This window comes from Sphingomonas sp. Leaf343 (assembly GCF_001423765.1).
Taxonomy (GTDB): Bacteria; Pseudomonadota; Alphaproteobacteria; order Sphingomonadales; family Sphingomonadaceae; genus Sphingomonas.
Window position 1 is genome coordinate 67,432 of record NZ_LMPG01000017.1, and the last position, 23,632, is coordinate 91,063.

Genomic DNA, 23,632 nt, shown 5'->3' on the forward strand with positions numbered 1-23,632 from the left:
AGGCCGGCGATCAGCGCCGGGCGGGTCCGGCCAGATAATCCGCGTCGGTGACGTGCTCCAGCCAGGTCACCGGCGATCCGTCCTGCGATTCCTGGATGGCGATATGCGTCATCGCGCTGGTCGGCGTCGCGCCGTGCCAGTGCTTCCGGTCCGCGGGGCACCAGAGCTGGTCGCCGGCATGGAATTCGACCACGTCGCCGCCCTCGACCTGCGTCCAGCCGACGCCCTCCGTCACGATCAGCGTCTGACCCAGCGGATGCGTGTGCCACGCGGTGCGCGCGCCCGGTTCGAAATGGACGATCGCGCCCCCGACGCGCGACGGGGTGTCGCGCTGGAACTGGCCCGTGATCGTCACCGTGCCGGTGAACCATTCCGCCGGTCCGGCGATCGTCGTCCGGTCGGCCTTGCGTGTGATATCCATCGTTGCGGCTCCATGGCGTGATCCGTCGCCCGGGCGAGCCGGCCCCTGCGCCGTGGCGGAGCCGGCCCCGGCGAACAGCAGGGACGGGAGCAGGAGAGATGTGAGAACCCGTGCCACTCGCAACCTCCTCCCGATACGCGCCATCCGGCGCAGACGGGATATGGCGCGGCCGGGCGGCGGTGGTAGCCGGTCCCGGCTCCACGCCGCGATGAGGACGGCTCATCGCGGCGGTTCAGAGGCCGAGCGGACGCATCTCGCGGATGAGGTCGATCAGCAGGCGCAGGCCGGTCGGCACCTGGCGACGGCCCGGATAATAGACGTGGAAGCCCCGCCCCATCGGCGCCCAGTCGGCGAGGACGACGCGCATCGCGTCCCGCGCGACCAGCGCCGCCACGCAGGGTTCCGGCAGATAGGCGAGGCCCGCACCACCGGCGACGAGGTCCAGCGCGAACTGGGTATCGTCCAGCGTGATCGATCCGGGCACGTCGATCGCCAGCTCCTCGCCATCCTTTTCGAATTCCCAGCGATAGATGCTGTCGTCGCCCAGCCTGATCCGGAGGCAGCAATGATCGGCCAGCGCATGGGGATGACCGGGAACGCCGAACCGCGCGAGATAGCCGGGCGCGCCCACGACGACCCAGCGGATGTCGCCGGACAGCGCCTGCGCGATCATGTCCTCCGGCACCGTCCCGCCATAGCGGATGCCCGCATCCGCCCCTTGCGCGGTGACGTCGACCAGATGGTTCGCGACCGTCACCTCCACCTCGATCGCCGGATAGCGTTCGACGAAGACGGGCATCACCGGACCCAGGATGAGCGAGCTGGCATGTTCCAGCACGTTCAGCCGGATCCGGCCCGTCGGTTCCGCCCGATACCGGTTCAGCCCCTCCACCGCCGCGCCGATCGCCTCGAACGGAGAACCGATGCCGGCGAGCAGTTCCTCGCCCGCGGCCGTCAGGGTCACGCTGCGATTGGTGCGATTGAGCAGGCGGACGCCGAGCCGGCCCTCCAGCCCCTTCAGCGAATGGCTGAGCGCCGATGCGCTGACGCCCAGTTCCAGCCCCGCCCGGCGAAAGTTGCGATGCTTCGCGATGGCGAGGAAATAGCCGAAATCGGCCAGATCGGTGCGGCTGATCGGCATGCCGGCAGGGTGCAGGGGTCCGGCCCGGATGGCAATCGCGTTGAACCTCCCGGTAGCCCGCCGTATCGACATGTCGACGATCGTACAGGTCTACGGATGGCGAACTGGAGGGAAGGGCAGGCGATGCCGAACCACATCATGACATGTCGACACGTAGACCTGACGACACGATGCCGCCGCGGGAGGGATGATCGATGATCGCGCCGATCGTGGCGGCCGGGCTGGAAGCGGCGGCCCTGATCCTCGATGCGCGACCACCGGCACAGCGTTGCCCGGTCGCGATCGCAACCCCTGCAGGGGCCACGGTCGACGGGACCAAGGCCAGCGGGGAAGACATCACCGTCTGCGCGCGCAGCGAACTGCCCGGAACGCGCCTGCCGGCCACGATCGAGGGCGTGGCGGCAGTCGTTCTGATCGAACCGGGCGGACCCGACGATCTCGAGTGCAACCCGTCCTTCATCGCGCGGGCCGGCATATCCGGCCGCGAACCGATCCCCCTGGCGAGGATCGGTCCCATCCAGATCGAGGGGAGCATCGCCCCGGTCGGGGTCGTCATCGCGGGCCGATACGTACCCGGCAACGTCCGATGGTCCGACCGGACCGCGGTGGCCGATGCCGACTGCATCGTCGGGCCGGGCGGCCTGCCGCAATCGAGCGTCCGCTTCGTGCTCGGTCCACCCCGCGCGGAGGCGACCGATGTCGTGCTGCCGTTCCACCGGCCGTCCTATGGCCGCACCTATGCCAGATGGAGGGTCGGCCGCTACGATCTCGCCGTCCGGTTCGAACTCGAACACCGGCGCACCGTGCTCACCGCATCCAGCACGATCGCGGTCGCCCCGATCCTGCTGGGCAGCGTCACCGGCGATACGCTGGACGACGAGATATCCTGGACGGTGAAGCGCCCGGTCCGCCGCCTGACGCTCGGCAGGCCGTTCGTGATCGGCAACGTCACGATCCGCGAACCCTATGCGCGGGTATCGGACTATGGCCGCGCCGCGAACGTCCGGACGATCAACCCCGACGAGATCGGTGCCGACGACATTCTGGTCAGCGCGAAACGCAGCAAACCCGGACGATCCAGGCTCGTGCGGGTCAGCCATGACGATCTGGCCCGATGCGTCGCGATCACCATCGATCGCCGTCACCGGCAGATGACGCTCACCTGTTGAGTACGAAGCGCAGGGTCGACGTGTCGGGATGTCGACACGTCACGTAACGCCTATATGTAGCGGTTCGCAACGATGATCGCCCGGAACTGCGATAAAGGGGTTTCCGGCTCACATTGCGTGAGACGGATGGGTACGGCAGGCGCACGATCGTTGAGACACAGCGCACGATATTGATACGTCCGCTCGCGATACCCGAACATCGCGAGGAAACACGCTTGGCGGGGACCAAGCGCGCTAATTTCCAGTTTGAGTTTTCTGGCGTCAACACGGCGTCCGCGGAGATGGTTCGCCGATCACAAGAAACCGGCCCTTTTCCTTGCGGCAACCGTTGGCGTCGCCTACGTTACATGTAACGGATTGAATTGGAGTAGCCCCGGTGCCGGCACCAGTGACACAAAGAGTCCAGAAGCGTCGCGACGCCCTGCGCGCGGCCGGTCTGCGTCCCATCCAGATATGGGTTCCCGATACCCGACGGCCGGGGTTCGCGGAGGAATGCCGGCGACAGGCGCTCGTGGTCGCGGCGGCCGACGCGGCGGACCATGATCTGGACGCCTTCATGGATGCGGCCCTGATCGATCTCGACCCCGAGAGCGGGGCATGAACCGGGGCGACCTGGTGACGATCGCGCTGCCCGGTGATTTCGGCAAGCCGCGCCCCGCGCTCATCATCCAGTCGGACCAATTCGACCAGACCGGCACCGTCACGGTGCTGCTGGTGTCGGGTACGCTGGTGGACGCGCCCCTCATCCGCACGACGATCGACCCGACATCGGCCAACGGCTTGCGCAAGCGGTCGCAGGTCATGGTGGACAAGGCCATGTCGGTGAAGCGCGACAAGATCGGGGCGACGATCGGCCGCCTCGATGCCGAAGCCATGCTGGCGGTCACGCGGGCGCTGGCCGTCTTCTTCGCCATCGCCTGATCCGACGATGACGATGAAGGCGACTACCCGGAGAATGGCCTTTTCCCTCCCGAAGACGGGGATGGGCTTCGCGGTTCCGGTTCGGTCATGCGATCTGGCCCGATGCGTCTCGATCGCCGTCACCGGCAGATGACGCTCACCTGTTGAAGGCGATGCGTCGAGTCGACGTGTCGGGATGTCGACATTTCACGTAACGCCTACATATCCATGTCGTAATCGCAGGTGATCTCCCGTTCGAGATCCTTGCGCGCGGGTTCCGGCCGATCGCGATTGGCATCGAGAGCCGGCATCACGACCCGCTCCCGCACCGCCGCGGCGACAGGCTTCAACGCGACAGGCGACGGCTGGCGCAGATCGTCGCCGATGGCGGCCAACTCCGCGCTCATTGCGTCCAGCAGGCGCGCGTCCTTGTCCAGCGCGCTTTCGGTGCGCGGCAGTTCGCCCGTCGCCATATCGAACCGCTCCCCGCCCGACAGCGCAAGCTCGGGTGCAAGGTCGAGCGCGTGCGGCACGTCGCCGCGATGCCCCTCAATGGCGTCGATCAGGGCAGCCCGGTTGTCGACATGCAGCGTCATGTCCTCGCGCGCCCGGGTCTGGAGAACGTAATACAGGCTCTGGCTGTTGAGCAGCCGGTCGTGGCTGTCCATCACCGTGATCGCGCGGTCGACAGTGATACCCTGCGCCCGGTGCATGTTAAGCACTGCGCCATGCCCGAGCCGCTCGCGCATCGGATCGTCGGACCCGATTGCATAATCGCGCGTGTTTCCGGATAAATGCAGTGTATCGCCCGCGATGCGGTCGACCGTAACCGCAGTACCGTTGGCGATCCCGCGCGTCCGATCCGTTGCGGTGAAGATCAGTCGGTCCCCCTCACGAACCTCGATCTCGCCCGGGACCGACAAGGCCGCTCCTTGACCGGCATGATGAAGCTGCCGCGGTTCGAACCGCCGCGCCTCGCCATCGCGACTGAGCTCGACCATGCCCCGAGCCGCATCGACGGCATCCACTGCGTAGCAACCGGGCACCAGTCCTGCCTGATGCCGATAGATGTCGAGCTGCATGCCGGGTGCCCAATGCCGGATCTGCCGCAACTCCTCACGCGTCAGGTTGAGCGTGTCCCAACTGTTCAAAGAGATTGCGTCCGGCCCGAGCAGCCCCTCGGCCAGGAGGCCGTCACGAACCGCCTCCAGCACCGTCTCGCGCAGCACATGCCCCGATGTCAGCAGCGCGGTGCGCTCGCGTTGCCCGGGCGGCAGCGCGAGATACTCCGCGACCGCCGCCATGGCCGGATGCGCGCTTGCGTGCACGCGCTCGCCGAGCAGGGCGAAGGCATCGCCGACCCGGCCCTCCCGCGCCAGCATGGCTGCCTCCCGTAGCGTATCGGTCTGCTGACGGCGGTTCTCGGCGAGCCGCACCGTCGGCATGCCTGCCTCCTGAAGCAGCGCGAAGGGGCGCCCCGCGCCGGGGGACGCGATCTGCTTCATGTCGCCGACCGGCACCAATCTGGCCGCGCCGCCTGCCGCCATGATTCCTGTCAGGGCAGCGAACTGGCGCGAGGACACCATCGACGCTTCCTCGAGAACGATCAGCTTGTCCCGAACCAGCGTCGACAGCGCGTCACTCGGCCGTGTCCGGCCGGCGCGGTTGCCGTGGGCCTGCAACACTGAGGCGAGCGAGCGCATATCCAGTCCGCGGCCGCCCATCTCCTCCATCAGCTTGTTCTGCGGCACCAATACCAGCATCTCCACGCCCGCGCTTTTGCCGACGTCCGCGACGATCTCGAAAAGGAAGGACTTGCCGCTGCCGGCATCTCCCTGGATCAGCTGGATGCGGTTCTCGCCGGACAGCATCGCAAGAGCCGCCCGCCGTTGCTCGTCGGCCAGCGTCACACCGCGCGTCTCCGCAGCCTGGGTCAGTGCGACATCCGCCGTCTGTACATCGAGGATCGGCGCAGCCGTTCCCAGGCCGCTGCGGACTGCGGCGAGAATCGACTTCTCCGTCGCCAGCATGTCGCGCGTCGTCAACCGGTCGGCATGGATGCCGCCACGCGGCCCGGCGATCAGGATGCCTGCACCGTGCAGGGCATCGATCCGCGCCTCGACCCCGCGCACGGTCGCTCCCCGTTCGGCCATGTCGAGGCTGGCCTTCAGCAGGTCGTCATGCCGGAAGCTCGCCGCCCGCTCACCCAGATGGCGGACACCGGCCGCAACCGCATAGGCGCTGGCCAGATCACCACCCCGTCGCACATCGTCAAGCCCACGCAGGAGCGGTTCGGGAGCGGGACCGAACGCCTGGGTCACGCGCTCGATCAGCGCCGCACCCCAGCTTCGCACCGCATCAAGAATGGAACGCGAGGTCGGCATGTCCAGCGCAGCGTCCTTCACCGCGCGGATCGCATCGCCGTGTACCAGTCCCTTCTCCGCCCAGAGCACCCGTGCCGCCTCGGCGTCGCCGGCCTGCTTCGCATCGCGCGATCGGACCGCGATTGCCTCCATCGCGCGCGGTGACGAGAGTCCCAGTTCCTCCGCCTTGCGCAATATCTCCTCGCGTCGGCTGCTGAACGCCTCGATCGCGTCGCGCGAGATACCGACGATGTCGAACTGGCCATGCTTGCCGTTGATCTCGGTCCGGTAGCCGAGCTTCCCCAGCTCGGCGCGCAATTCGGCGTGATAGGCCGCGCCGATCAGTGCGGACTGCTTCCACAAGGCACGGTTGTACAGGGCGACCCAGTTGCCGTCATCGCGCAGGGCTGCGTTCACCACGACGGCATGGGTATGAAGATGCGGATCGAGCTTGCGGCTGAGGTCGTGCTGGAAGGTCGCGTAGACCATTCGCGCCGGCTCCATCATCACGCCGGCCTTGCCGGCGCGCGCCTGGGCGAAGCGTGCTTCCGCCCAGGCCATGGTCGCCGACACCGACCGGGCGTGCGCCGCGACGACCCGCCTGTCGTCCCCGATCAGTGCGACCAGCGACACCGATTTGGGCGCGTTGAAGGTAAGGTCGAAGCCGTTGTTGCGCGTTCCGTCACCGCCCGCCGCGATGGTGATGCCGCCCGGCAACCTGCCCTCCAGAACGGACGTGAACACCGACGCATCGACACGACCCGACAGCCCCAGTTCCTCGGCACCTTCACCACCCCAAGCCGAGGGGCCTTCCTGTTCGCCGGTATAGTAATTGTCGGCTGCGTAATACGCCGCCGGATCACCCCCGCCGGCCAAGGGCGCAGGGCGAACGGTCACCGTTCGACCGTGATGATCGGTGGCATCGTCACCCGGCACTGGAACGTCTTCTTCACCTCGCGGGCATGACCCACGCAGCGGGTATAGTCGTTACGAAAATCGGGGTCCCCGAGCAGCCCTTTGGTTTCAGCCATCAGCTTGCCCGACGCGCGTCCATCGCCGACGAGCGTAAAGGCGGCATCGACTGCCCGTACATTGCCGGTCAGCCGGACCGCGAACCAGCGTGTCGGTGCCGTATCGGCCAGCAGCAGCGCGAGCACGACGAGCAGCATCGTCATCCCCGCCGCACCCATGCCGGCGGCCCAGCGTCGCTCCTTATGCCAGCGCCGCAGAGAGACGATTTCACGCCTCAGCGTGTCGATCCCGGCACCCAGATCGGTGTGGAGACTGGCGAATGCGGCGGCCCGCTCCGTTCCGGCAGTTTTCTGCGCCGTTTGCATGGCATCGAGCCGTGCGGTCTGGGCCGTGTCCTGCTCCGTCAGCATAACCCGCAGATGACCGGTCCCGCCCGTCTTCACGATGGTGTCCTTGATCGCGTCGAAGCCTTTGGCAATCGTCGTCGGCAAGTCGTCCGCAAGCCGCACGACCAGCGTGTCGAACCGCCCGACAAGCGTCCCGATCTGCGTCATCAGGGGCGCTGCCGCAGCAGCGTCCCGACGCCCGCCCGCGAGTGGGCGCGACGCATCTGCGCGCGTGTCCCGCTCGACCATGTCCAGCACGATCCGGTCGATCAGATCCCGCACCGTCAATCCCCGTCGGCGAGCCTCGGTATCGAGCATAGCATGGGTCTCGGCGGAGACGTCGATGCGCCTGCGGGCCGGCTCGCTCATCGCCGCAGTCGTTCGCGCGCTTCGGCCTGCATCCGGGCTGCCAGGTCGCGGCCCCGTTGCCGCATGTCGGCCAACCGGCTCTTGCCCTCGGCTCCGCGTCCGGCCTGCGCCTCGATCACCGTTTCCAGACCCGCCCGCATCTTGGTCAGCTGGTCGAGCAGGATTTCGTCCAGCGGTAGCAGCTCGTCGTTCAGTGCCCGCACCAGCGTATCCGCGACCCAGGCGCTGCGCTGTTTGCCGACCTGCGCGGCACGCCGCTCGATCCCGGCCAGCTGGTCGGGTTGCAGATAGACCGTGATCGGTACGCGCGCCATCCATGCCCCCTTTGCCCCGCAAACAATGTGCAGGGGACAGGCCCGGCGCGCAAGGGTGTGGGCAGAGCAAATTGCTTGCGATGCCAGCATTTTCAAGGGAAACTGCTCTTTGCGTAATGTGGTCCATCTGGTCCATGCACAGGGTGCGGCATGGACCACCAGCCATTACCCACGGTAAATCCGGCACTTTCCGGCACCCGTCAGGGTGCATCGGGTGTGCACCTTCTCCCTACCCCTTATGATCGGATGGTCGTGTTCGATGCTGCTGGATGCAGCGGGGACCGATATCGGGCTTTCCGCAGGACCACGGCCGGCGTGACAGCCGGCCAGCAGCGATATGTCGCCTCGTTCCTGCGTCCGCTTTCGGAGCCCGACGCCCCCCTGAACGATCAGTCGAACGTGGCGGCGCGCGGATGACTGACGGGGCGATCGAGGTCGATCTCGATTTCACCGGCTCCGGGCATGTCGAGCGCGTCGAGGATATGGCGACGCGCCGGGATGTCCGGATCGATCACGCCGCGATCCTCTTCGACGCTCATCGTCCGGCGGGCAAAACAGCAATCCCGCACCACCCGAACCAGCGCCAAAAGAGCGGGTTCGACCAGCGGCTCCGGGAAAGCCAGCAGGCGCGATCTGCCCTCATAACATAGCCGTATATGCCACGTTCGTGCATCCGGCCGAACAGGGGCATCGTCCGACCCTATCCGTGTGAAAAACGATGCTTCATCCGCTGCGGCCAGCAGGGCATCGACACGGTCACGATCCAGCGTGTCGAGTGGTACGATCCGCTCTTTGCCGAAGCCCGGAAAATGCGCGATCCCGTCCGTCACCGACAGGCCGATCCCATCGCCGTAACAGGAGGCCACGACACAGGTCACGATCGCTGCGTCGCATCGCCCAGCCTCCCGAACTGCCCGGAGAACGGCTCGTCCCAAACAGGAAACGACGCGAGATGACCGTACAGTCCCATGAGGTTTCCTCCTTCTTGCGGCGACCACGAGATATACGTTTCACGCATCGTCGTCGCGCTGACCGAAGCACGGCCGGACACGAAACTGCAGCAGGTCGATCTGGCGAAACAGCTCGGCTTGGCAGCAGGACTATGTCTCACGCTAACGAGACCGGCGATCACATACTGGCCGCCGATAAATATCTCGCAGCCGCCATGATTGTCGACACCTCGACACGTCAGATCATCACGCGTTCGACCTCGTCCAGCGTCACGCCGTCGTGGCGACGGTCGTAGAGCTGCGTCGTGCGGGTGGAGGAATGGTTGGCCATCGCCGCGGCGCGTTCCAGCGTGCCGCCATTCTTCAGATAGGCGGTGATCCCCGTCGCGCGGAACGAGTGGTTGCTGATCGCCGTCCCGATCCCCGCCGCGACGCCGCGCCGGCGGACCATCTGATAGGCATTGGCCTGGGGCAGGGGGGTTCGGCTGAGCTGGCCCGTGCCGCGTGCGATCGTGCGGAACAGCGGCCCCTTGCGATCCTCCGCCAGCCCGCAGCCGTCGATATAGGCGTGGAGATATTCCTCCAGATTGTGATGGCACGGCATCTCGTGCCGCTTGCCGCCCTTTTCGTGCAGGCGCACCCACAGCCGGCGGTTCTGCGTGAAGGCGTCTTCCACCCGCATCCCCAGCGCCGCGCCGACGCGCGCGAAGCTGTAGACCATCAGCGCGATCAGCGCCCGGTCGCGCAATCCTATACATGTCGACACGTCGATACTGTCGAGCAGCGTGCGCGCCTCGTACGGGTCGAGCACCGGCGTCTTGCCGCGCCGCACGCTATAGGCGGGGCCGCGCACCGACACCGCGGGGTTGGTCGCCACCACCTGCGTCCGCACCAACCAGTCGAACAGGTGGCGCACCCCCGCCAGCCGTTGCTTGACGGTCGGCACCGACAGGTCGCGGCCCAGCTCCTCGATCCAGGCGGCGACGTGCAGCGGCTGGATCCGGGACAGGGCGGTGACGCCGCGCTCGCTGCACCAAACCAGGAAGTCGCCGCACCCGCGCGCATAGGCGCGCCGCGTGTGCACGTTGCGGATCGTCGCCGCGAAGAACTCCAGGAACCGCATCTGCGCATGCGGCTCCGCCTCCGCGATCAGCACCGGCAGAGTGAGCGCAGGAATGGGGGAGAGGGGGCTGAGCATCATCGCATGGCCACCATGAATCACGCGGATTCGGGGCGCAATGGGGAATGACAGAGCGCCGTGACGTGGCTCGGCCTCAACGGCATCGAGGTCCGCGTGGCTGGAATCGATGCTCGCAAGGTAAACGCTTCCTGTCGCCGCGATGCACCATCTCCGCCGGGCATGCCCGCCCCGACCGTGCGCCACCGGCAAGTCAGGCCGGTCGCGGCACGCCTGACGCTCGGCAAACGCCTGATCTGCCAGCCGGTGGACCGGAGCTATCGGCGCATGTCGCCCGCTGAACGCTGCCGGATGGTCGATCGCTGCCGTACGCGCTGATCGTAGCCGGGGCTCCTGTCCGGTGGGAACAGGTATCGGGTCCGGTATGAGATGGGGGCGTGTGTGAAGGGGAGCGCGTCTTTATAGCTAACGCGGACGTAACTCATGACCTGCGCTGCGCCAATCGCCAGCGGGGGTGGCACCACGAACCGGCTCATCGGTTGCGTGTCGTCGAAACAGGGGAGGACACGCATGCGCGTTTGTCACGTCGTCGCCACTTTAGGCATACTGGCAGCCAATCCGGCATTTGCTGCGGACATCGTCACCATTACTCCGAATCCTGCGCCAAGTGGTCAGGCGCAATCCCCCGCACCGTTCACATATCGTGGAACGAGCGGCAGCCGTACCCAGCAGGTCTACGCCTCCAGTTTCTTTTCCGGGCCGCAGATGCTGACGAGCCTGGCGTTCCGTTCGACACCGGGTTTTCGCAACGGCGCGAATTATGCCAGCGTCAACATAAGCCTTTCGACCACCATGTTTGGCGATGAAACCGGTGCTCCGCTGTCGGCGGATTTTTCCAGCAACATCGGCGCGGATGCGTTGCTCGTCTATCGAGGCGCGATTTCATTCGCCGCTCCCATATCGGACGGCTTTGAGTACATCGTGAACTTCGACAACGCCTTCCGGTACGATCCTTCGATGGGCAATCTGTTGCTGGACGTTACGATCCCGGTTGGATCCGGTGTAGACGGCCCGGGCTTCTTCCTGGCCTCGTATGATACAGCGAACAGCTTCAACGACGGCGTTTACAGCGTGAACTCGGTGTTCGACGGTGCCGCAACCAGCGGGATCGCGAACACTGCAGGAACCATCACGCAGTTCACCGGCACCGCACTGGCCGGCGCAGTCCCGGAACCCGCGACATGGGCGATGATGATCGGCGGCTTCGGCATGGCAGGCGGCGCGATGCGTCGTCGTCGCGCCAGCACCAAGATCAGCTTCACCTGATAATCCCGCTCCCCCGGGAGATTGCCCCCGGGAGATCGGCAGAGCCGTCAGCCGTTCGGGCTGGCGGCTTTTTTTTGGCTCACACGCTTCCGGTCAACATGAATCCGCTGCCGCTGTAACGCGCGCGTTACCGACACACATACATCAAGATTGCAGGAGGATCGGACCCAGCCGTTCCAAATTAACCACATGTCGACTGCCGATCCGCCACGCACCCTGTTCTGATTTGAAACAGATGACGATGGACTGCTTGCTCAAGGCGCGAGACTGACATCGCGGTAATTCGTACACGAGATCATGGCAATCGGGATCAACAACGCGACTCAGGCATTGTACCGCGAGATTTCAAAGCCATGAGCAACGATGTGACGGGCCACAGTGAAACGAAGCAGGCTATGTTTCTGGGGATTGCATCGCTGGACAAGACGTCCGGCGACGCTGCGGCCAGAAACGATCGTCGCCAGATGCAGTCGATGTCGGGAGGTCAGGGTCATCCACCGGAAACCTCCCGCCACCCGAAATGAGGACGCGGTCTAAAGCCCGCGTATGGCTACGATAATCAGCGCCCAGCTCACCAATGACAAGGGCGTTGCTACTATCAGACCGCGCAGCATCTGATGGGTATCATATGCCGTCGGATAGCGGTTCCCGCTGTAGCGGTGTGCCATCTCGTTGCTCCTCTCCAAAGCTGATAGTCAAACTGACATAAACCAGCTTTGTATCCAACTGAAATCAATTGCACTGGGTGATCGCTTTTACCGATCAATCAAAAGAGCGGGTGACGCAGCGCGCAAACACCCCGAGGCGGCGTGGTCCGGGGTTCTTCGACCCGATCCTGCCGCTTCCCCGCTTGCAGAAAATTCCCGAAACATGGCGCATATGTCGCGGGGACAACGCCATCCCGACGTCCTTTGGCACGGGCAGGGTTCCCACCCCGCCCGTGGTCCGGTCGATCAGAAGCGGAAGCGGGCGCCGATGCCGTAGTAGCGGCCCTCTTCGCGGATATCGCGCGGATAGGAGCGACCGTCCGCATATTGGCGATAATTGTTGAACGGCTTCGCCAGGATGTTCGCCGCGTCGAACGTCAGCGTGATCTGCTTGATCGGCGTGTAGTTGAACGAGAAGTCCAGCCGCTCGATATTCTGGGTGCCTTCGCCGTCGTAGAAATCAGCGGTCGGCAGGAACTGGTTGTTCAGGAACGCCGTCCGGTTGTTGAGCGACAGGCGCGTCGAGATGACGCCCTTTTCGTAGAACAGCGCGGTGTTGTACGTCCACTTGGACAGGCCGGGGATCGTCACGAACGGTGCCGGCGTGGTCGATCCGGTCGCGGCCTGGAAAAGGGCGGCCGGGAAGCGGTTCTCGCCCTTCAGATAGGTGACGTTGGCCTGGACGCCGAAGCCGCTGAGCAGGCCGGGCAGGAAGTCGAAGAAGCTCTGCGCGCCGACCTCGAAGCCCTTGATCCGGCCCTTGCCCGAATTCTCCGGCCGGTTGATCTCGATCAGGCCATAGACCGGGTCCACCGTGCGGGTCGTGTAATTGTTGATGAAGCCATTGAGATCGCGATAGAAAGCGGCCGCGGTGATCGATGCGGTCTGGCTGAAATAATATTCGACCGACGCGTCGTAATTCTTCGACGTCAGCGGCTGCAGATCGGGATTGCCGCCGCTGCCATAGGCGACCGGACGCCCCTGCAACGAGGCGGGGAAACGCGGATCGGGCAGGACGGGACCGGTCACCGGGGCCGTGTTCTGCTCGATGCGCAGCGCCGGGTTGAGCTGGCCGAATTCCGGCTTGGTCCGCGTCATCGTGAAGCCGAAACGCACCTGCAGCTTGTCGTCGGGACGGATGCGCAGGCTGACGTTGGGCAGCACGTCGACATAGTTCGCCCTCGTCACGCGCTGCTCGGACACCCGGACGCCGTTGAACAGGACGCTGGAGATGCCGCTATATTTGCCGACGGTGTTGACGGCGCGCGCGCCGATCAGGCCGTCGACCCGAATTGCGCCGAGATCGAACTCGTACTTGGTCTGGCCGTAAAAGGCATAGGTCTGCTCCTCGGCGAAGAACGCCGCGAACGGATCGAGCTGGATGTTCGGCGTCGCGAACCGGGCCAGCGCATCGCGATAACCCTGATCGTTCGGGTTGGCCGCGACGATCTTGACCAGCGAGTCATAGGAGAACTGGCGCAGCGCCTCGGCATTGCCCGCCACGCCGGCGCGGGACGGCATCAGCCAGCTGGTGAAGCCCTGATCGCCGCGGAACACGTTCTGCGTCAGGCCCAGCGGCTGCGCCGGGGTCTGCGCCAGCGTCAGGCCCAGCGTCTCGGTATAGGCATAGCGGTTGCCGCGCTCCAGCGACGCCTCGCGATCGGTCCAGCGTGCGCCGAACTGCAGCTTGGGGAACAGCGACAGGTTGGTGTCGAGGTCGAGGTCGCCGCGCCATTGCCAGCCCTTGCCCTCGACGCGGTAGATGCTCTCGTAATAGCCGCGCCATTTGTAGTTGGCGGGGTTCTCGGCGTCGAAGCCGGGCAGGGAGAAGGACGACCCGCCCTTCACGAAGAAATCGACGTCGACCTGCGGCGCGGCGGTCCATGCCGTGTCGAAGCTCCATTCGTCGGAACCGTATTCGCTGCGCGTATAGGCGAGGTCGGTCGACAGATGCGCCGGGCCGACATCCCATTTCGCGCCGCCCGCCGCCTGATAGGTGTTGGTGTAGCCGTGCTGCGTGCTGCGATACGCCTCCGGCCGGAAACCGCCGGTCTTGGTCAGCGTCTCGACCTGATCGGGCTTGCCGTCGACGAGGACGATGTTGCTGAGCGTCGGGTTGTTGTCGAGCAGCGGCGCGCGGAACCAGTCGTTGGCGATGTCGCCGCGGTACCCCTGGTACAGGAAGTCGTAATAGAGTTCGAGGTTCGACGCCGGCTTCCACTGGACGCTGGCGTTGACGGCCGGCCGCCAGCGCTTGCCGCTGTCGTTGTAGACGCCGACCGCGGCCGGGATCTTGAAATTGCGGCCGACCGATGACGGGACGATCGTCGTGCCGGCGCTGGGGTTGGTCACGAAGCCATCCGCCCAGCGGACCGCGTTGCGGTAGTGCGCCTGCTGGTAGGACGCGTTGACCAGCACGCCGACCTCGCCCAGCGGCGTGTCGCCGCGTGCCGACACCAGGATGTTGCCCAGCGGGTCGTACTTCTTGTTCTGGTCGTTGTACGTGCCGCGGATACCGCCGGCGATGACGAACTTCTCGGTGAAGTCGAACGGCCGGCGCGAGCGGACGTTGATGAGGCCGGCCAGACCCGGTTCGAGCAGGTCGGCCGTGCCCGACTTGTAGACCTCAAGGCCGGCGAGCGCGCCCGCGGGAAAATCCTGCAACTGCGAACGGCGCAGCTCGGCAGTGAAGATGTCGCGGCCGTTGAAGGTGGTGGCGACGTCGGGCAGGCCGCGGACCAGCACCTGGCTGACTTCGTCGCTGAAGCGGTTGACCTGCACGCCGGTGACGCGCGCCAGCGATTCCGCGGCGGTGTTATCGGGCAGCTTGCCGATGTCCTGCGCGACGATCGCGTCGAGGATCGCGTCCGAATTGCGCTTGATCGCCTGCGCGCTGCCAAGGCTGGCGCGGTAGCCGGTCACGACGATCTCTTCCGGGCTGCGGCCCTCGTCGGCGACCTGGGCATTGCTGTCGTCGCCGAGATTCTCGGTGGCCTGGGTGCCGGGGCTGCGTCCCTGTGCGGAGCGGATCGCACGTTCCTGCGCGACGGGAGCCTGCTCGTCGACGCCGGCATCGGGCTGTGCGGCCTGTTGCTGTTCCTGCGGTGTCGCGGTCTGGGCGAGTGCCGGCGTCGATGCGGATGCCGCGAACAGCGCCAACGGTGCGGCCGAAGCCAGCAGCAGAACATGCTTCATGGAAATACCCCCTCCTGTCAGGCCGCGACTTCCCCGGCGGTCCTGCTATCCGTCCGATTTGTCGGACTAGAGGATTTATTGTCAATCGATTTTGGTGACACCATCGCGACGAAGCCGGCAGATTGTCACTTTCCGGCAACATGTTGCGAATGGCGCGTCTCATCGCCGAAATGTTTTCGATTATTTCTCAATGATGTAGCAATTTCTGGCATTACACCTACCACTCAGCGTGGTTTGCAACGCGGAACCAGCAGCCATCGGGCCCGTCGATCCCTTGCCCTTTATGTCGGTCATGATTCCTGTCCGATTCGACGTCATCCGCGCATTCGAAGGGTCTGCGGATCCCTCAGCCGCCCGAACGCCCCTCGAACCGCGGTGCGCGGTCGAAATCGGCTTTGGCGAACGGGCGATCGCGGAAGAGATAGCCATAATAGAAGGTTCGCAACCGCCGGTGGAAGTCGCGGATGCGGGTCTGGTGGGCAAGCTGCGCGGAAAGGTCCGTTCGCGCGAGGCGGGTCAGCAGCGCCTGCACCCCGACAGAGGGCAGGAACCAGCCGAGAGTGCGACCGGCCGCGTCACGCGCCTCCAGTCCGGAGCGATAGGCGCGCACCCGGTCGCGCACGCTTTCGTCGCCGTTCTGATGAAAGGCGAGATACCATTTATAATGGAATTCAGGCCCCAGCGGGGCGGAGTCCGCCCATTGCGGATGGCTGGCGTAGAAGCGGCGCATCGTATCCGCGCGCGGGATATCCCATGCGTGATTGACCGCCTCCCGCTGCGCCAGCGCGATCTCCGCGCCCTGATCGACGGGGATCGCAGCGTTGATGGCGATATTGGCCAGCGTCGGCGCGATCAGCACGAGCAACAGCCACGTCGTTGCCAGCGTCGCCGCGTTCGTGACCGAATTCCAGCGGAAGCGGCCGGCCAGGGCGGTCAGCGCGACCCAGAACAGGAGGTAGGCGAGGGTTACCGCCAGCACGATCGCGACCGTGCCGGCATCGACCCCCTCCACCACCGCAGCGATGCCGAACGGCACGCCCAGCGCCGCCCAGAGCAACGCCACCCGCAGTCCCGTCCGTCGCCGGAACAGCGCCCGGCCACCGTTCGGCAGAGCGTCGAGCGTCCGCAGCCGCCCCGCCGCCCGCTCGCCCGAGACGAGGTCGTGGAACAGCGCGATCACGAACAGGGGCGCGAGGAACACCAGCACGAAGGCGAAGTCGAACCGGCCGGGAAGCGCCAGTTCGGGGTTGAAGATGTCGCCGTCATGGATCTGCGCCTCCAGCCCCAGCGCCCGCACGCGCAGGATATAGGGCGAGACATCGCGCATCCCGAGCGCGGCGAAGGCGAGCGGCGCGGGCGCGTCCCAGGTCGGATGGAAGCTGTAATAGGCGGCGCTGCCGGCATCCTTCGTGCGGTCGACATAGGCGGCGACGGCCGCGATATCCTCAGCCTGCGCGGCCGGGATCGCGGCGATGCCAGCCCGCTGGCGCGCCACCCCGGCGATGCCCGCCACCAGCGCGGCACTGGTCAGCAGCGCGAGCAAGGCCAGCGCGATCATCGCCAGCCGCTGGCGCGAGAACAGCCGCCATTCGTGCATGAACAGGGTCATCGCCGCGCCCCCAGCCGGCGTGTCGCCAGCGCGAGCAGGGCGAGGGCGACCGCCAGCCACCCGACCACGATCGCCAGCCCCGGCAATGCCGCCATGGCCAGCGCGGTCCCGGTCGGCGCGACGAAGCGGAAATCGGGCATCGCCCGCCACCGGTCGCCCGACACGCGCTTGCGGCGATCCGCCCCCGCATCGACCGCGACGTCGTCGGCATAGCGGACACCCTCCGCCTGCATCCGGTTCAGCCGCTGCACCAGGGCATAACGATACGCCTCCGCCTGTTCGAGGAAGCGGCGATGGCCGGCGAAGTCGGTGCCGGCCGCGGCCATCGACAGCGAGCGCAGCGCGATCGCCGGGCTCAGCAGGCCGATCGCCTCCACGATCCCGTTCTGCCGCGCCTGCGCGGCGAAGCTGTCGGTCGCATAACGGTCGAACAGCGACGCGGTCATCCGTTCGCCCTCCATCGCCACCACGCCCTTGTAGTTGACGGGCAGGTCCTCGATCCGGTCGACGCCGTAGCGTGCGAGCACCGATCGCTTGAAGGCGGCGAAATGCGGGTCGTCGGGATCGTGGCTGTCGCCCAGCGTCCGGAGGTCGCGCGCGATCGCGATGTCGGTCTGCAACCGGTTCGCCAGCGGCACCGCGGCGCTCGCCAGATCGGGCGCGACGCGCGGCACCAGCACCAGCGTCACCGCCCACACCGCCACCAGCGCCAGCAACGCATCGCGGCTGCGCCGGGCCAGCGCCGAAACGAGCAGGATCAGGACGGCCCACACTGCGAGATAGGTGGCGTAACCCAAGGCGATGACGAACATCGGCCCCATCAACGCACCCGGCTGGCCGGCGATCAGCAGCAGCCCGATCATCGCCGGCGCGCCCGCGATCAGCGCGACCGCACCCAGCGCCAGCAGCTTGCCGCGCACCACCTGTCGCCGGCCGACGCCCTGCAGCATCAGCAGGCGCAGCGTGCCGCGCTCGGTCTCGCGCGCCAGTGCGCCGTAACCGAGGAAGATCAGCAGCAGCGGCGCCACCGCCTGCAACACGAAGGCGGGCGTCAACTGGCCGAAGCGTACCAGCAGCGAGCTTTGTCGCACGTCGCCGAAATTGGCGGTGTTCTGGCGATGCCCCTCCAGGAACATGCTGTTGCCGGTATAGGCGTCGACCCCGGGATCGAACGCGGCGAGCGGCCCCGGCGGGCGGAAGATGAAGGTGCCGTAATGCACCATCCGGTGCGGATGCCGGTCGGGCTGCGCATCGAATGCGCGTTCGGCGACATGAGCATGACGATCGCGCAGCGCGGCGACGCCGTTTTGGTGCGCCCACGAACTCGCCACCGCCACCAGCGTCAGCAGGACCAGCATCGCAAAAGCGATCACCGCGACGCGGTTGCGTGCCATCATCCGCAATTCGTCGCGCGCGATCAGGCGAACGGCGCTCATGCCGCCAGCCGATCGCCGCCCGGCTGGAACCGGGCATGAAGCGCGCGCACGTCGAACCGTTCCGGGCCGCTCGCGGTCACTTCGTGCGCAACGCGCCCGGCCTCCAGAAACGCGATCCGGTCGGCGACATCGGCCGCGGACAACAGGTCGTGCGTCACCATCAGCACCGCCGTGCCGCGTTCCCGCACCGCCACCAGCAGCGCGTTGAAATCGGCGGTGGCGCGGGGATCGAGGCCCGATGTCGGCTCGTCGAGCAGCAGCACCGGCACCTGCCGCAGCAAGGCGACCGCAATCGCCACCTTTTGCCGCATCCCCTTGGAAAAACCACCGAGCCGCTGGTGCCATGCGCGTTCCTGCAACCCCGCCGCGGCCAGCGCATCGACGATCGCGGCGTTTTCCTGCCGTCGGCCGCCGCGCCGGCCGGCTTGCTGGCCGGCCCGCTGACCGGGCCGCTGGCCGGGCCGCTGACCTGAGAGCGCGAGCAGGTAATCGACATTCTCCACCGCCGAGAGATGGTCGTAGAGCGCGACGTTCTCCGGCAGATACGCCACGCGGCGACGCGCCTCGTCCGGTCTGGCGGCGGGATCGATCCCGCACACTGCGATCGTGCCCGATTGCGCGCGGGTGAAACCCAGCAGCGCGGACAGGGTGGTCGACTTGCCCGCGCCGTTGCCGCCCAGCAGCGCGGTGATGCTGCCCGCCGGCACCGCCAGCGACAGCCGGTTGAGTACGACATGCGCGCCGTAGGCGAGCGTCAGCGCGTCGATCAGGATCGGGGCCATGTCCGAAGCCACGTCCGGGGCGAGAGGCGAAGAAAGGGGCGGCGTCGTCATCGGGAACCTCGGCGTTGCAACCGGGGCCACATGCCGCATTGCAAAAGATGTAACAAGATATCATTGACGATGTTACATCATCTCCCTCATAGCGCGCCCGCTCCGGCCCGATGCGGCGGGGCCGATATCGTGTTGCCGAAGGGGATATTCACTTGCGCCGTTCCATGCGTACCGCCGTGCTGGCCGGTGCTCCGCTCGCCGTCGCGCTTTCCTGCCCGGCATTCGCCCGATCGGGGCCGGAGCAACCCGACGAAAGGGCCGGCCGGGAGCACGAGGAGATCACCGTCACCGGCGTCCGCCAGCCCTATCGCGGCAATTTCGCGCTGCGCGAGATCCCGCAGGCGATCGCGACGATCGACGACAGCATCATCGAGGAGAATGCGATCCTGCGGCTGACCGATGCGCTGGACCTGAACGCATCGGTGGTCCGGCAGAATACGCTGGGCGGACTGTGGGACAGTTTCGCCGTGCGCGGGTTCGTCGGCGACGAGAATTTGCCGAGCGGCTATCTGGTCAACGGCTTCAACGCCGGGCGCGGGTTCAGCGGCCAGCGCGACGTGGCGGGGATCGAGCGCGTCGAGGTGCTGAAGGGGCCGGCCGCGGCGGTGCTGGGGCGCGGCGAGCCGGGCGGATCGATCAATATCGTCACCAAACAGGCCGAACTCGGCCGCAGCTTCGGCACCGCCTCGCTCCAGTATCGCAGCTTCGACACCGTCCGGGCGGAGGGCGACGCCAATCTGGCGCTGACCGGCAACGTCACGGCGCGGCTGATCGGCTATGCCGAAAGCGGCGACACGTTCCGCGACACGGTGGAGCAGAAGCGCTGGGGATTCCTGCCGTCGATCGGCGTCGGACTGGGCGATGCCACGCGGCTGACCTATGATTTCGAATGGACGCGGGTGGAGGTGCCGTTCGACCGTGGCATCGTCGTGCTGAACGGGGATTTCGATACCGTACCGCGTTCGCGCTTCCTGGGGGAGCCGGGCGATGGCGATACCGTGGCGCGCGCGACCGGGCACCAGTTGCGCCTGCAGCATGATTTCAGCGACACGTGGAGCCTGCTGGTCGGGGCCAGCCACCGCGACACGCTGCTGACCGGCGCGTCGTCCGATGCGGAGACGGTGCGGTCGCGCCAGAAGCTGTATGTCGACGGCCGGTCGCTGTCGCGCCAGCGGCGGACGCGGCGCTACACGTCCGAACACAGCGTCCTGCGCGCGGAGATCGCGGGCGAGTTCATGACCGGGCCGCTGCGTCACCGCGTGCTGGCGGGCGGGGACTTCGACTATTTCGATACCGACCAGATGTTCACCCGCTATCGCGGCCCCGTGGTGACGGCGACCACGACGGACCGCGCGGGCTATGTGCTGGACCTGCGCAACCCGGTCTATGGCCGGTATCCGGTCCCGGTCACGACGCCGACCACCAACCGGCTCGACGTGCAGCGCACCGCCGGTGCGTATGTGCAGGACCAGATCAGCCTGACCGACCGGTTGCAGGTCCGGATCGGCGGGCGGTACGACGATTTCCTGCTGCGCGTGGACAATCGCCTGACCAGCGTACCGGGCCGGCGCAGGCGCAGCCGCTTCAGCCCGCAGGCGGGCATCGTCTACGAACTGACCGCGCCGCTGTCGCTCTATGCCGCCTACGGGGAGGGGTATCGCGCCAATATCGGGGCGGATGCGACCGGCAACGTGTTCGAACCGGAGACGAGCCGGTCGATCGAGGCGGGCGTGAAGCTGACCGCGCTGGGCGGGCGGCTGACCGGCACGCTGGCGGTCTATCAATTGCAGAAGTCGAACGTGCTGGCGACCGACACGCTCAACCCCGGCTTTTCGGTCGCGATCGGCAAGGCGCGCAGCCGCGGCGTCGAACTCGACCTCAACGGCCGCCTGCCGGACGGCGTCGACCTGTTGCTGAGCTATGCCTATACCGATGCGGAGGCGCGGTCGCGCGTGCTCGACCCGAACTTCTCGTTCCAGATCGAACCCGGCGATCCGCTCATCAACATCCCCGATCACAATCTGAACGTGCAGGCGACGAAGCGCTTCACGCTCGGCCAGCGCGACGCGATGCTGGGGGCGGGCCTCCAGTATCTGGGCCGGCGCAGCGGCGAGACGGGGACCGGCTTCACCTTACCGTCGCACACGCTGGTGCGCGTGTTCGGGCAGATCGGCGTGACCGACGATGTCGAGCTGTTCGGGTCGGTCGCCAATCTGTTCGACGAACACTGGTATGCGAACAGCTATTCGCCGGTCTGGGTGCAGCCGGGCACGCCGCGCACCGCCACGATCGGCCTGCGCGCCCGTTTCTGACCGGGTAATATGATGCGTTTCGCCCAAATCCTGTCGTCCGCCGTTGCTGTGCTGGGGCCATCGTTCGCGACAGCGCAATCGATGCCCCCTGCGCCCGCGCTGCCGCAATCCGTGCTGCCGCCCGCCCTGCCGTGGTCGGGGGCGAGCGAACGGCTGATCGTCGCGCAGGACGATCCGTGGATCACCCCCGCCGAACGCGCCGGCTTCGCGACGACGCCGCGTTATGCCGAGACGCGGGCGTGGCTGGAGCGGCTCGACGCCGCCTCGCCGTTGATCGCGATCGAGGCGTTCGGCCGCACCGCGCAGGGGCGCGAGCTGCTGATGGTGCGCGCCAGCAAGGGGAGAAAGAGGGGCGGGAGCAAGCCCGTCGTGCTGGTGCAGGCGGGCATCCATGCGGGCGAGATCGACGGCAAGGATGCCGGCCTGATGCTGCTGCGCGACATCGCATTGCGCGGCAAGGACGCGCTGCTCGATCATGTCGATCTGGTGTTCGTGCCGATCTACAATATCGACGGGCACGAACGGATGAGCCGCTGGAACTTCCCGGCGCTGCGCGGGCCGCTGGAAAAGGGCGAGGTCGCCAATGCGCGTGGCATCAACCTGAACCGCGATTACGCCAAGGCCGATGCGCCGGAGACGCGCGCGATGATCGCGCTGCTGCGCCGGCTCGATCCGATCCTCTATGTCGATTGCCACGTCAGCGACGGCTTCGACATGCAGTACGACATCACCTTCACCTATGCCGGCTGGGGTCGCTACGCCTATCACCGCGCGACCGCCGACTGGCTGATGACGCGTTTCGGCCCGCAGGCGACCGCCGCGCTGGAGCGGGCAGGGCATGTCCCGACGATCTATCCCAGCCCGGTCGACACGCGCGATCCGATGAAGGGCATCCGTCAGGCACCGGAGGGGCCGCGCTATTCGACCGGCTATGGCGACTTCATCGGCGTGCCGACGGTGCTGGTCGAGAACCACATGCTCAAACCTTACCGCCAGCGGGTGCTCGGCACCTATGTGCTGCTGGAGGCGGCGCTGACGCTGGCGGCGCAGGATCGGGACCGTATCGCCGCGGCCAAGGCGACCGATCGCGCCAGCCGCCCTGCGACGATGCTGACGCGCTGGACACCCGCCGCGCGGCCGATCGGGTGGATCGAGAAATTCAGGGGCATCGCGTTCGACACGTATCGCTCGCCGGCGACGGGCCGGATGGAACAGCGCTGGACGGGCAGGCCGGTGACGTTCCGCATGCCGGTCATCGGGCAGGACCCGGTCGACACGGTGACGCTGCCCCGCGCGTGGTGGGTCCCGCCGGAACAGGTCGAGGTGATCGACCGGCTGCGCCTGCACGGCATCCGCTTCGATGCGATCGCAAGCCCGCGCACGCTGGTGCTGGACCGGATGCGCGTGCGCGATGCGGCCGTCCAGCGCGCGCAGGACGGGCGGCTGCCGGTAAAGGCGTCCTTCGCACACGACGCGGTCACCGAAACGCTGCCCGCCGGCACGATCCGGGTATCCTCCGACCAGCCGCTGGGCCTGCTCGCCGCGGCGCTGCTGGAACCGGAAGCGCCGGATTCCTTCCTGGCATGGGGGTTCTTTCCGGAGATGCTGTCGGCCCCGCCCGCCGCGGAGGATTTCGTGCGCGCGCCGGTCGCGGAGGCGCTGCTCGCGCAGGATGACCCGGTCAGGGCGGCGTTCGAGGCGAAGCTGGCGACGGACCCGGCGTTCGCCGCGGATGCGGAGGCGCGGCTGCGCTGGTTGTGGGATCGTTTGCCGGCGGGCGGCCCGGCTCATTCGGGCTATCCGGTCAGGCGCGAACGGTAGTTTCGAGCATGACCTTTGGCGTTACCGGTGAGCTTCGATCCAGGCCCGCTGCCCGCTTTGAACAGGCGTTCTCCGGCTTCGGGAGTCCTCAGGCGGTACCGGCCCCCTGCAATTTAACCTTGCGCCGATTTTCCAGCTAGGCGAATTGCCGCGATACAAGAGGTGCGCTCTGGCTGTGATCTGCGCCTGCACAAGGGGTTTTTATGCGCATCACGATGATCGGATCTGGCTATGTCGGCCTCGTCTCCGGTGCCTGTTTTGCCGATTTCG

At 66.7% G+C, this 23,632-nt stretch carries 19 protein-coding genes; 8 read left to right on the plus strand and 11 right to left on the minus strand.

Annotated features, from left to right (window positions below; all coding sequences use genetic code 11):
- Nucleotides 1-10 precede the first annotated feature (10 nt).
- Both ASG07_RS16670 and ASG07_RS16675 read right to left on the minus strand, forming a co-directional pair.
- Nucleotides 11-421 carry a (R)-mandelonitrile lyase gene (locus tag ASG07_RS16670; protein ID WP_055849655.1) on the minus strand — a complete coding sequence of 137 codons (411 nt, stop codon included), beginning with the start codon at nt 419-421 and terminating at the stop codon, nt 11-13.
- Between the two features lie 232 nt (nt 422-653).
- Nucleotides 654-1,562, minus strand: a complete 909-nt coding sequence (locus tag ASG07_RS16675; protein ID WP_055849657.1) for a LysR family transcriptional regulator — start codon at nt 1,560-1,562, stop codon at nt 654-656.
- 194 nt (nt 1,563-1,756) lie between these two features.
- Between ASG07_RS16675 and ASG07_RS16680 the strand changes: the two genes are divergently transcribed.
- From ASG07_RS16680 to ASG07_RS16690, 3 genes are all read left to right on the plus strand, one after another.
- Nucleotides 1,757-2,731, plus strand: coding sequence for a hypothetical protein (locus ASG07_RS16680; protein ID WP_055849661.1), 975 nt, complete (start codon nt 1,757-1,759; stop codon nt 2,729-2,731).
- A gap of 388 nt (nt 2,732-3,119) precedes the next feature.
- Nucleotides 3,120-3,332, plus strand: coding sequence for an antitoxin MazE family protein (locus tag ASG07_RS16685; RefSeq protein ID WP_236694760.1), 213 nt, complete (start codon nt 3,120-3,122; stop codon nt 3,330-3,332).
- Nucleotides 3,329-3,652, plus strand: a complete 324-nt coding sequence (locus tag ASG07_RS16690; protein WP_055849667.1) for a type II toxin-antitoxin system PemK/MazF family toxin — start codon at nt 3,329-3,331, stop codon at nt 3,650-3,652. Before ASG07_RS16685 ends, ASG07_RS16690 begins: the two co-directional genes overlap by 4 nt.
- A gap of 197 nt (nt 3,653-3,849) precedes the next feature.
- On the opposite strand, the gene mobF is transcribed toward ASG07_RS16690, so the two are convergent.
- From mobF to ASG07_RS16715, 5 genes are all read right to left on the minus strand, one after another.
- Nucleotides 3,850-6,891, minus strand: a complete 3,042-nt coding sequence (mobF, locus tag ASG07_RS16695) for a MobF family relaxase (protein ID WP_156361938.1) — start codon at nt 6,889-6,891, stop codon at nt 3,850-3,852.
- Nucleotides 6,888-7,721, minus strand: coding sequence for a hypothetical protein (locus tag ASG07_RS16700; RefSeq protein WP_055849676.1), 834 nt, complete (start codon nt 7,719-7,721; stop codon nt 6,888-6,890). Before ASG07_RS16700 ends, mobF begins: the two co-directional genes overlap by 4 nt.
- Nucleotides 7,718-8,035, minus strand: coding sequence for a hypothetical protein (locus tag ASG07_RS16705; RefSeq protein WP_055849679.1), 318 nt, complete (start codon nt 8,033-8,035; stop codon nt 7,718-7,720). The genes ASG07_RS16700 and ASG07_RS16705 overlap by 4 nt, the downstream gene beginning before the upstream one ends.
- A gap of 389 nt (nt 8,036-8,424) precedes the next feature.
- Entirely contained in the window at nt 8,425-8,913 is a 489-nt protein-coding gene (locus tag ASG07_RS16710; RefSeq protein ID WP_156361939.1) for a protealysin inhibitor emfourin, read from the minus strand.
- Nucleotides 8,914-9,223: 310 nt separating this feature from the next.
- The gene (locus ASG07_RS16715) at nt 9,224-10,183 is read right to left on the minus strand and encodes a tyrosine-type recombinase/integrase (protein ID WP_443024618.1); all 960 of its coding nucleotides are present in this window, start codon (nt 10,181-10,183) and stop codon (nt 9,224-9,226) included.
- Nucleotides 10,184-10,243: 60 nt separating this feature from the next.
- Between ASG07_RS16715 and ASG07_RS17365 the strand changes: the two genes are divergently transcribed.
- The 3 genes from ASG07_RS17365 to ASG07_RS17375 all read left to right on the plus strand — a co-directional run bounded on the left by ASG07_RS17365 (nt 10,244) and on the right by ASG07_RS17375 (nt 11,973).
- Nucleotides 10,244-10,501 (plus strand): hypothetical protein, encoded by a 258-nt coding sequence (locus ASG07_RS17365; RefSeq protein ID WP_156361940.1) that lies wholly within the window; start codon nt 10,244-10,246, stop codon nt 10,499-10,501.
- A gap of 192 nt (nt 10,502-10,693) precedes the next feature.
- Nucleotides 10,694-11,449: a PEPxxWA-CTERM sorting domain-containing protein gene (locus ASG07_RS17990; protein ID WP_236694761.1), complete on the plus strand. Its 756-nt coding sequence runs from the start codon at nt 10,694-10,696 to the stop codon at nt 11,447-11,449.
- Nucleotides 11,450-11,802: 353 nt separating this feature from the next.
- The gene (locus ASG07_RS17375; protein ID WP_156361941.1) at nt 11,803-11,973 is read left to right on the plus strand and encodes a hypothetical protein; all 171 of its coding nucleotides are present in this window, start codon (nt 11,803-11,805) and stop codon (nt 11,971-11,973) included.
- 429 nt (nt 11,974-12,402) lie between these two features.
- Here ASG07_RS17375 and ASG07_RS16725 read toward each other — a convergent pair whose 3' ends face one another.
- From ASG07_RS16725 to ASG07_RS16740, 4 genes are all read right to left on the minus strand, one after another.
- Entirely contained in the window at nt 12,403-15,351 is a 2,949-nt protein-coding gene (locus ASG07_RS16725; RefSeq protein ID WP_055849688.1) for a TonB-dependent receptor, read from the minus strand.
- 346 nt (nt 15,352-15,697) lie between these two features.
- Entirely contained in the window at nt 15,698-16,960 is a 1,263-nt protein-coding gene (locus tag ASG07_RS16730) for an ABC transporter permease (RefSeq protein ID WP_055849728.1), read from the minus strand.
- On the minus strand, nt 16,957-18,396 hold the full coding sequence (locus tag ASG07_RS16735; protein ID WP_055849690.1) for an ABC transporter permease: 1,440 nt from the start codon (nt 18,394-18,396) through the stop codon (nt 16,957-16,959). Before ASG07_RS16735 ends, ASG07_RS16730 begins: the two co-directional genes overlap by 4 nt.
- Nucleotides 18,393-19,178: an ABC transporter ATP-binding protein gene (locus ASG07_RS16740; protein WP_055849694.1), complete on the minus strand. Its 786-nt coding sequence runs from the start codon at nt 19,176-19,178 to the stop codon at nt 18,393-18,395. Before ASG07_RS16740 ends, ASG07_RS16735 begins: the two co-directional genes overlap by 4 nt.
- A gap of 161 nt (nt 19,179-19,339) precedes the next feature.
- On the opposite strand from ASG07_RS16740, the gene ASG07_RS16745 reads away from it, so the two are divergent.
- Entirely contained in the window at nt 19,340-21,541 is a 2,202-nt protein-coding gene (locus tag ASG07_RS16745) for a TonB-dependent siderophore receptor (RefSeq protein WP_443024617.1), read from the plus strand.
- A gap of 81 nt (nt 21,542-21,622) precedes the next feature.
- Nucleotides 21,623-23,362 carry a M14 family metallopeptidase gene (locus ASG07_RS16750; RefSeq protein ID WP_236694762.1) on the plus strand — a complete coding sequence of 580 codons (1,740 nt, stop codon included), beginning with the start codon at nt 21,623-21,625 and terminating at the stop codon, nt 23,360-23,362.
- Nucleotides 23,363-23,632 lie beyond the last annotated feature (270 nt).

Coding starts and splice junctions, on each gene's coding strand:
- ASG07_RS16740 (WP_055849694.1), bottom strand. CDS start 19,178: ATGGCCCCGATCCTGATCGACGCGCTGACGCTCGCCTACGGCGCGCAT.
- ASG07_RS16690 (WP_055849667.1), top strand. CDS start 3,329: ATGAACCGGGGCGACCTGGTGACGATCGCGCTGCCCGGTGATTTCGGC.
- ASG07_RS16705 (WP_055849679.1), bottom strand. CDS start 8,035: ATGGCGCGCGTACCGATCACGGTCTATCTGCAACCCGACCAGCTGGCC.
- ASG07_RS16680 (WP_055849661.1), top strand. CDS start 1,757: ATGATCGCGCCGATCGTGGCGGCCGGGCTGGAAGCGGCGGCCCTGATC.
- ASG07_RS16725 (WP_055849688.1), bottom strand. CDS start 15,351: ATGAAGCATGTTCTGCTGCTGGCTTCGGCCGCACCGTTGGCGCTGTTC.
- ASG07_RS17990 (WP_236694761.1), top strand. CDS start 10,694: ATGCGCGTTTGTCACGTCGTCGCCACTTTAGGCATACTGGCAGCCAAT.
- ASG07_RS16715 (WP_443024618.1), bottom strand. CDS start 10,183: ATGCTCAGCCCCCTCTCCCCCATTCCTGCGCTCACTCTGCCGGTGCTG.
- ASG07_RS16750 (WP_236694762.1), top strand. CDS start 21,623: ATGCCCCCTGCGCCCGCGCTGCCGCAATCCGTGCTGCCGCCCGCCCTG.
- ASG07_RS16675 (WP_055849657.1), bottom strand. CDS start 1,562: ATGCCGATCAGCCGCACCGATCTGGCCGATTTCGGCTATTTCCTCGCC.
- ASG07_RS17375 (WP_156361941.1), top strand. CDS start 11,803: ATGAGCAACGATGTGACGGGCCACAGTGAAACGAAGCAGGCTATGTTT.
- ASG07_RS16730 (WP_055849728.1), bottom strand. CDS start 16,960: ATGACCCTGTTCATGCACGAATGGCGGCTGTTCTCGCGCCAGCGGCTG.
- ASG07_RS16745 (WP_443024617.1), top strand. CDS start 19,340: ATGCGGCGGGGCCGATATCGTGTTGCCGAAGGGGATATTCACTTGCGC.
- ASG07_RS16735 (WP_055849690.1), bottom strand. CDS start 18,396: ATGAGCGCCGTTCGCCTGATCGCGCGCGACGAATTGCGGATGATGGCA.
- ASG07_RS16670 (WP_055849655.1), bottom strand. CDS start 421: ATGGATATCACACGCAAGGCCGACCGGACGACGATCGCCGGACCGGCG.
- ASG07_RS16700 (WP_055849676.1), bottom strand. CDS start 7,721: ATGAGCGAGCCGGCCCGCAGGCGCATCGACGTCTCCGCCGAGACCCAT.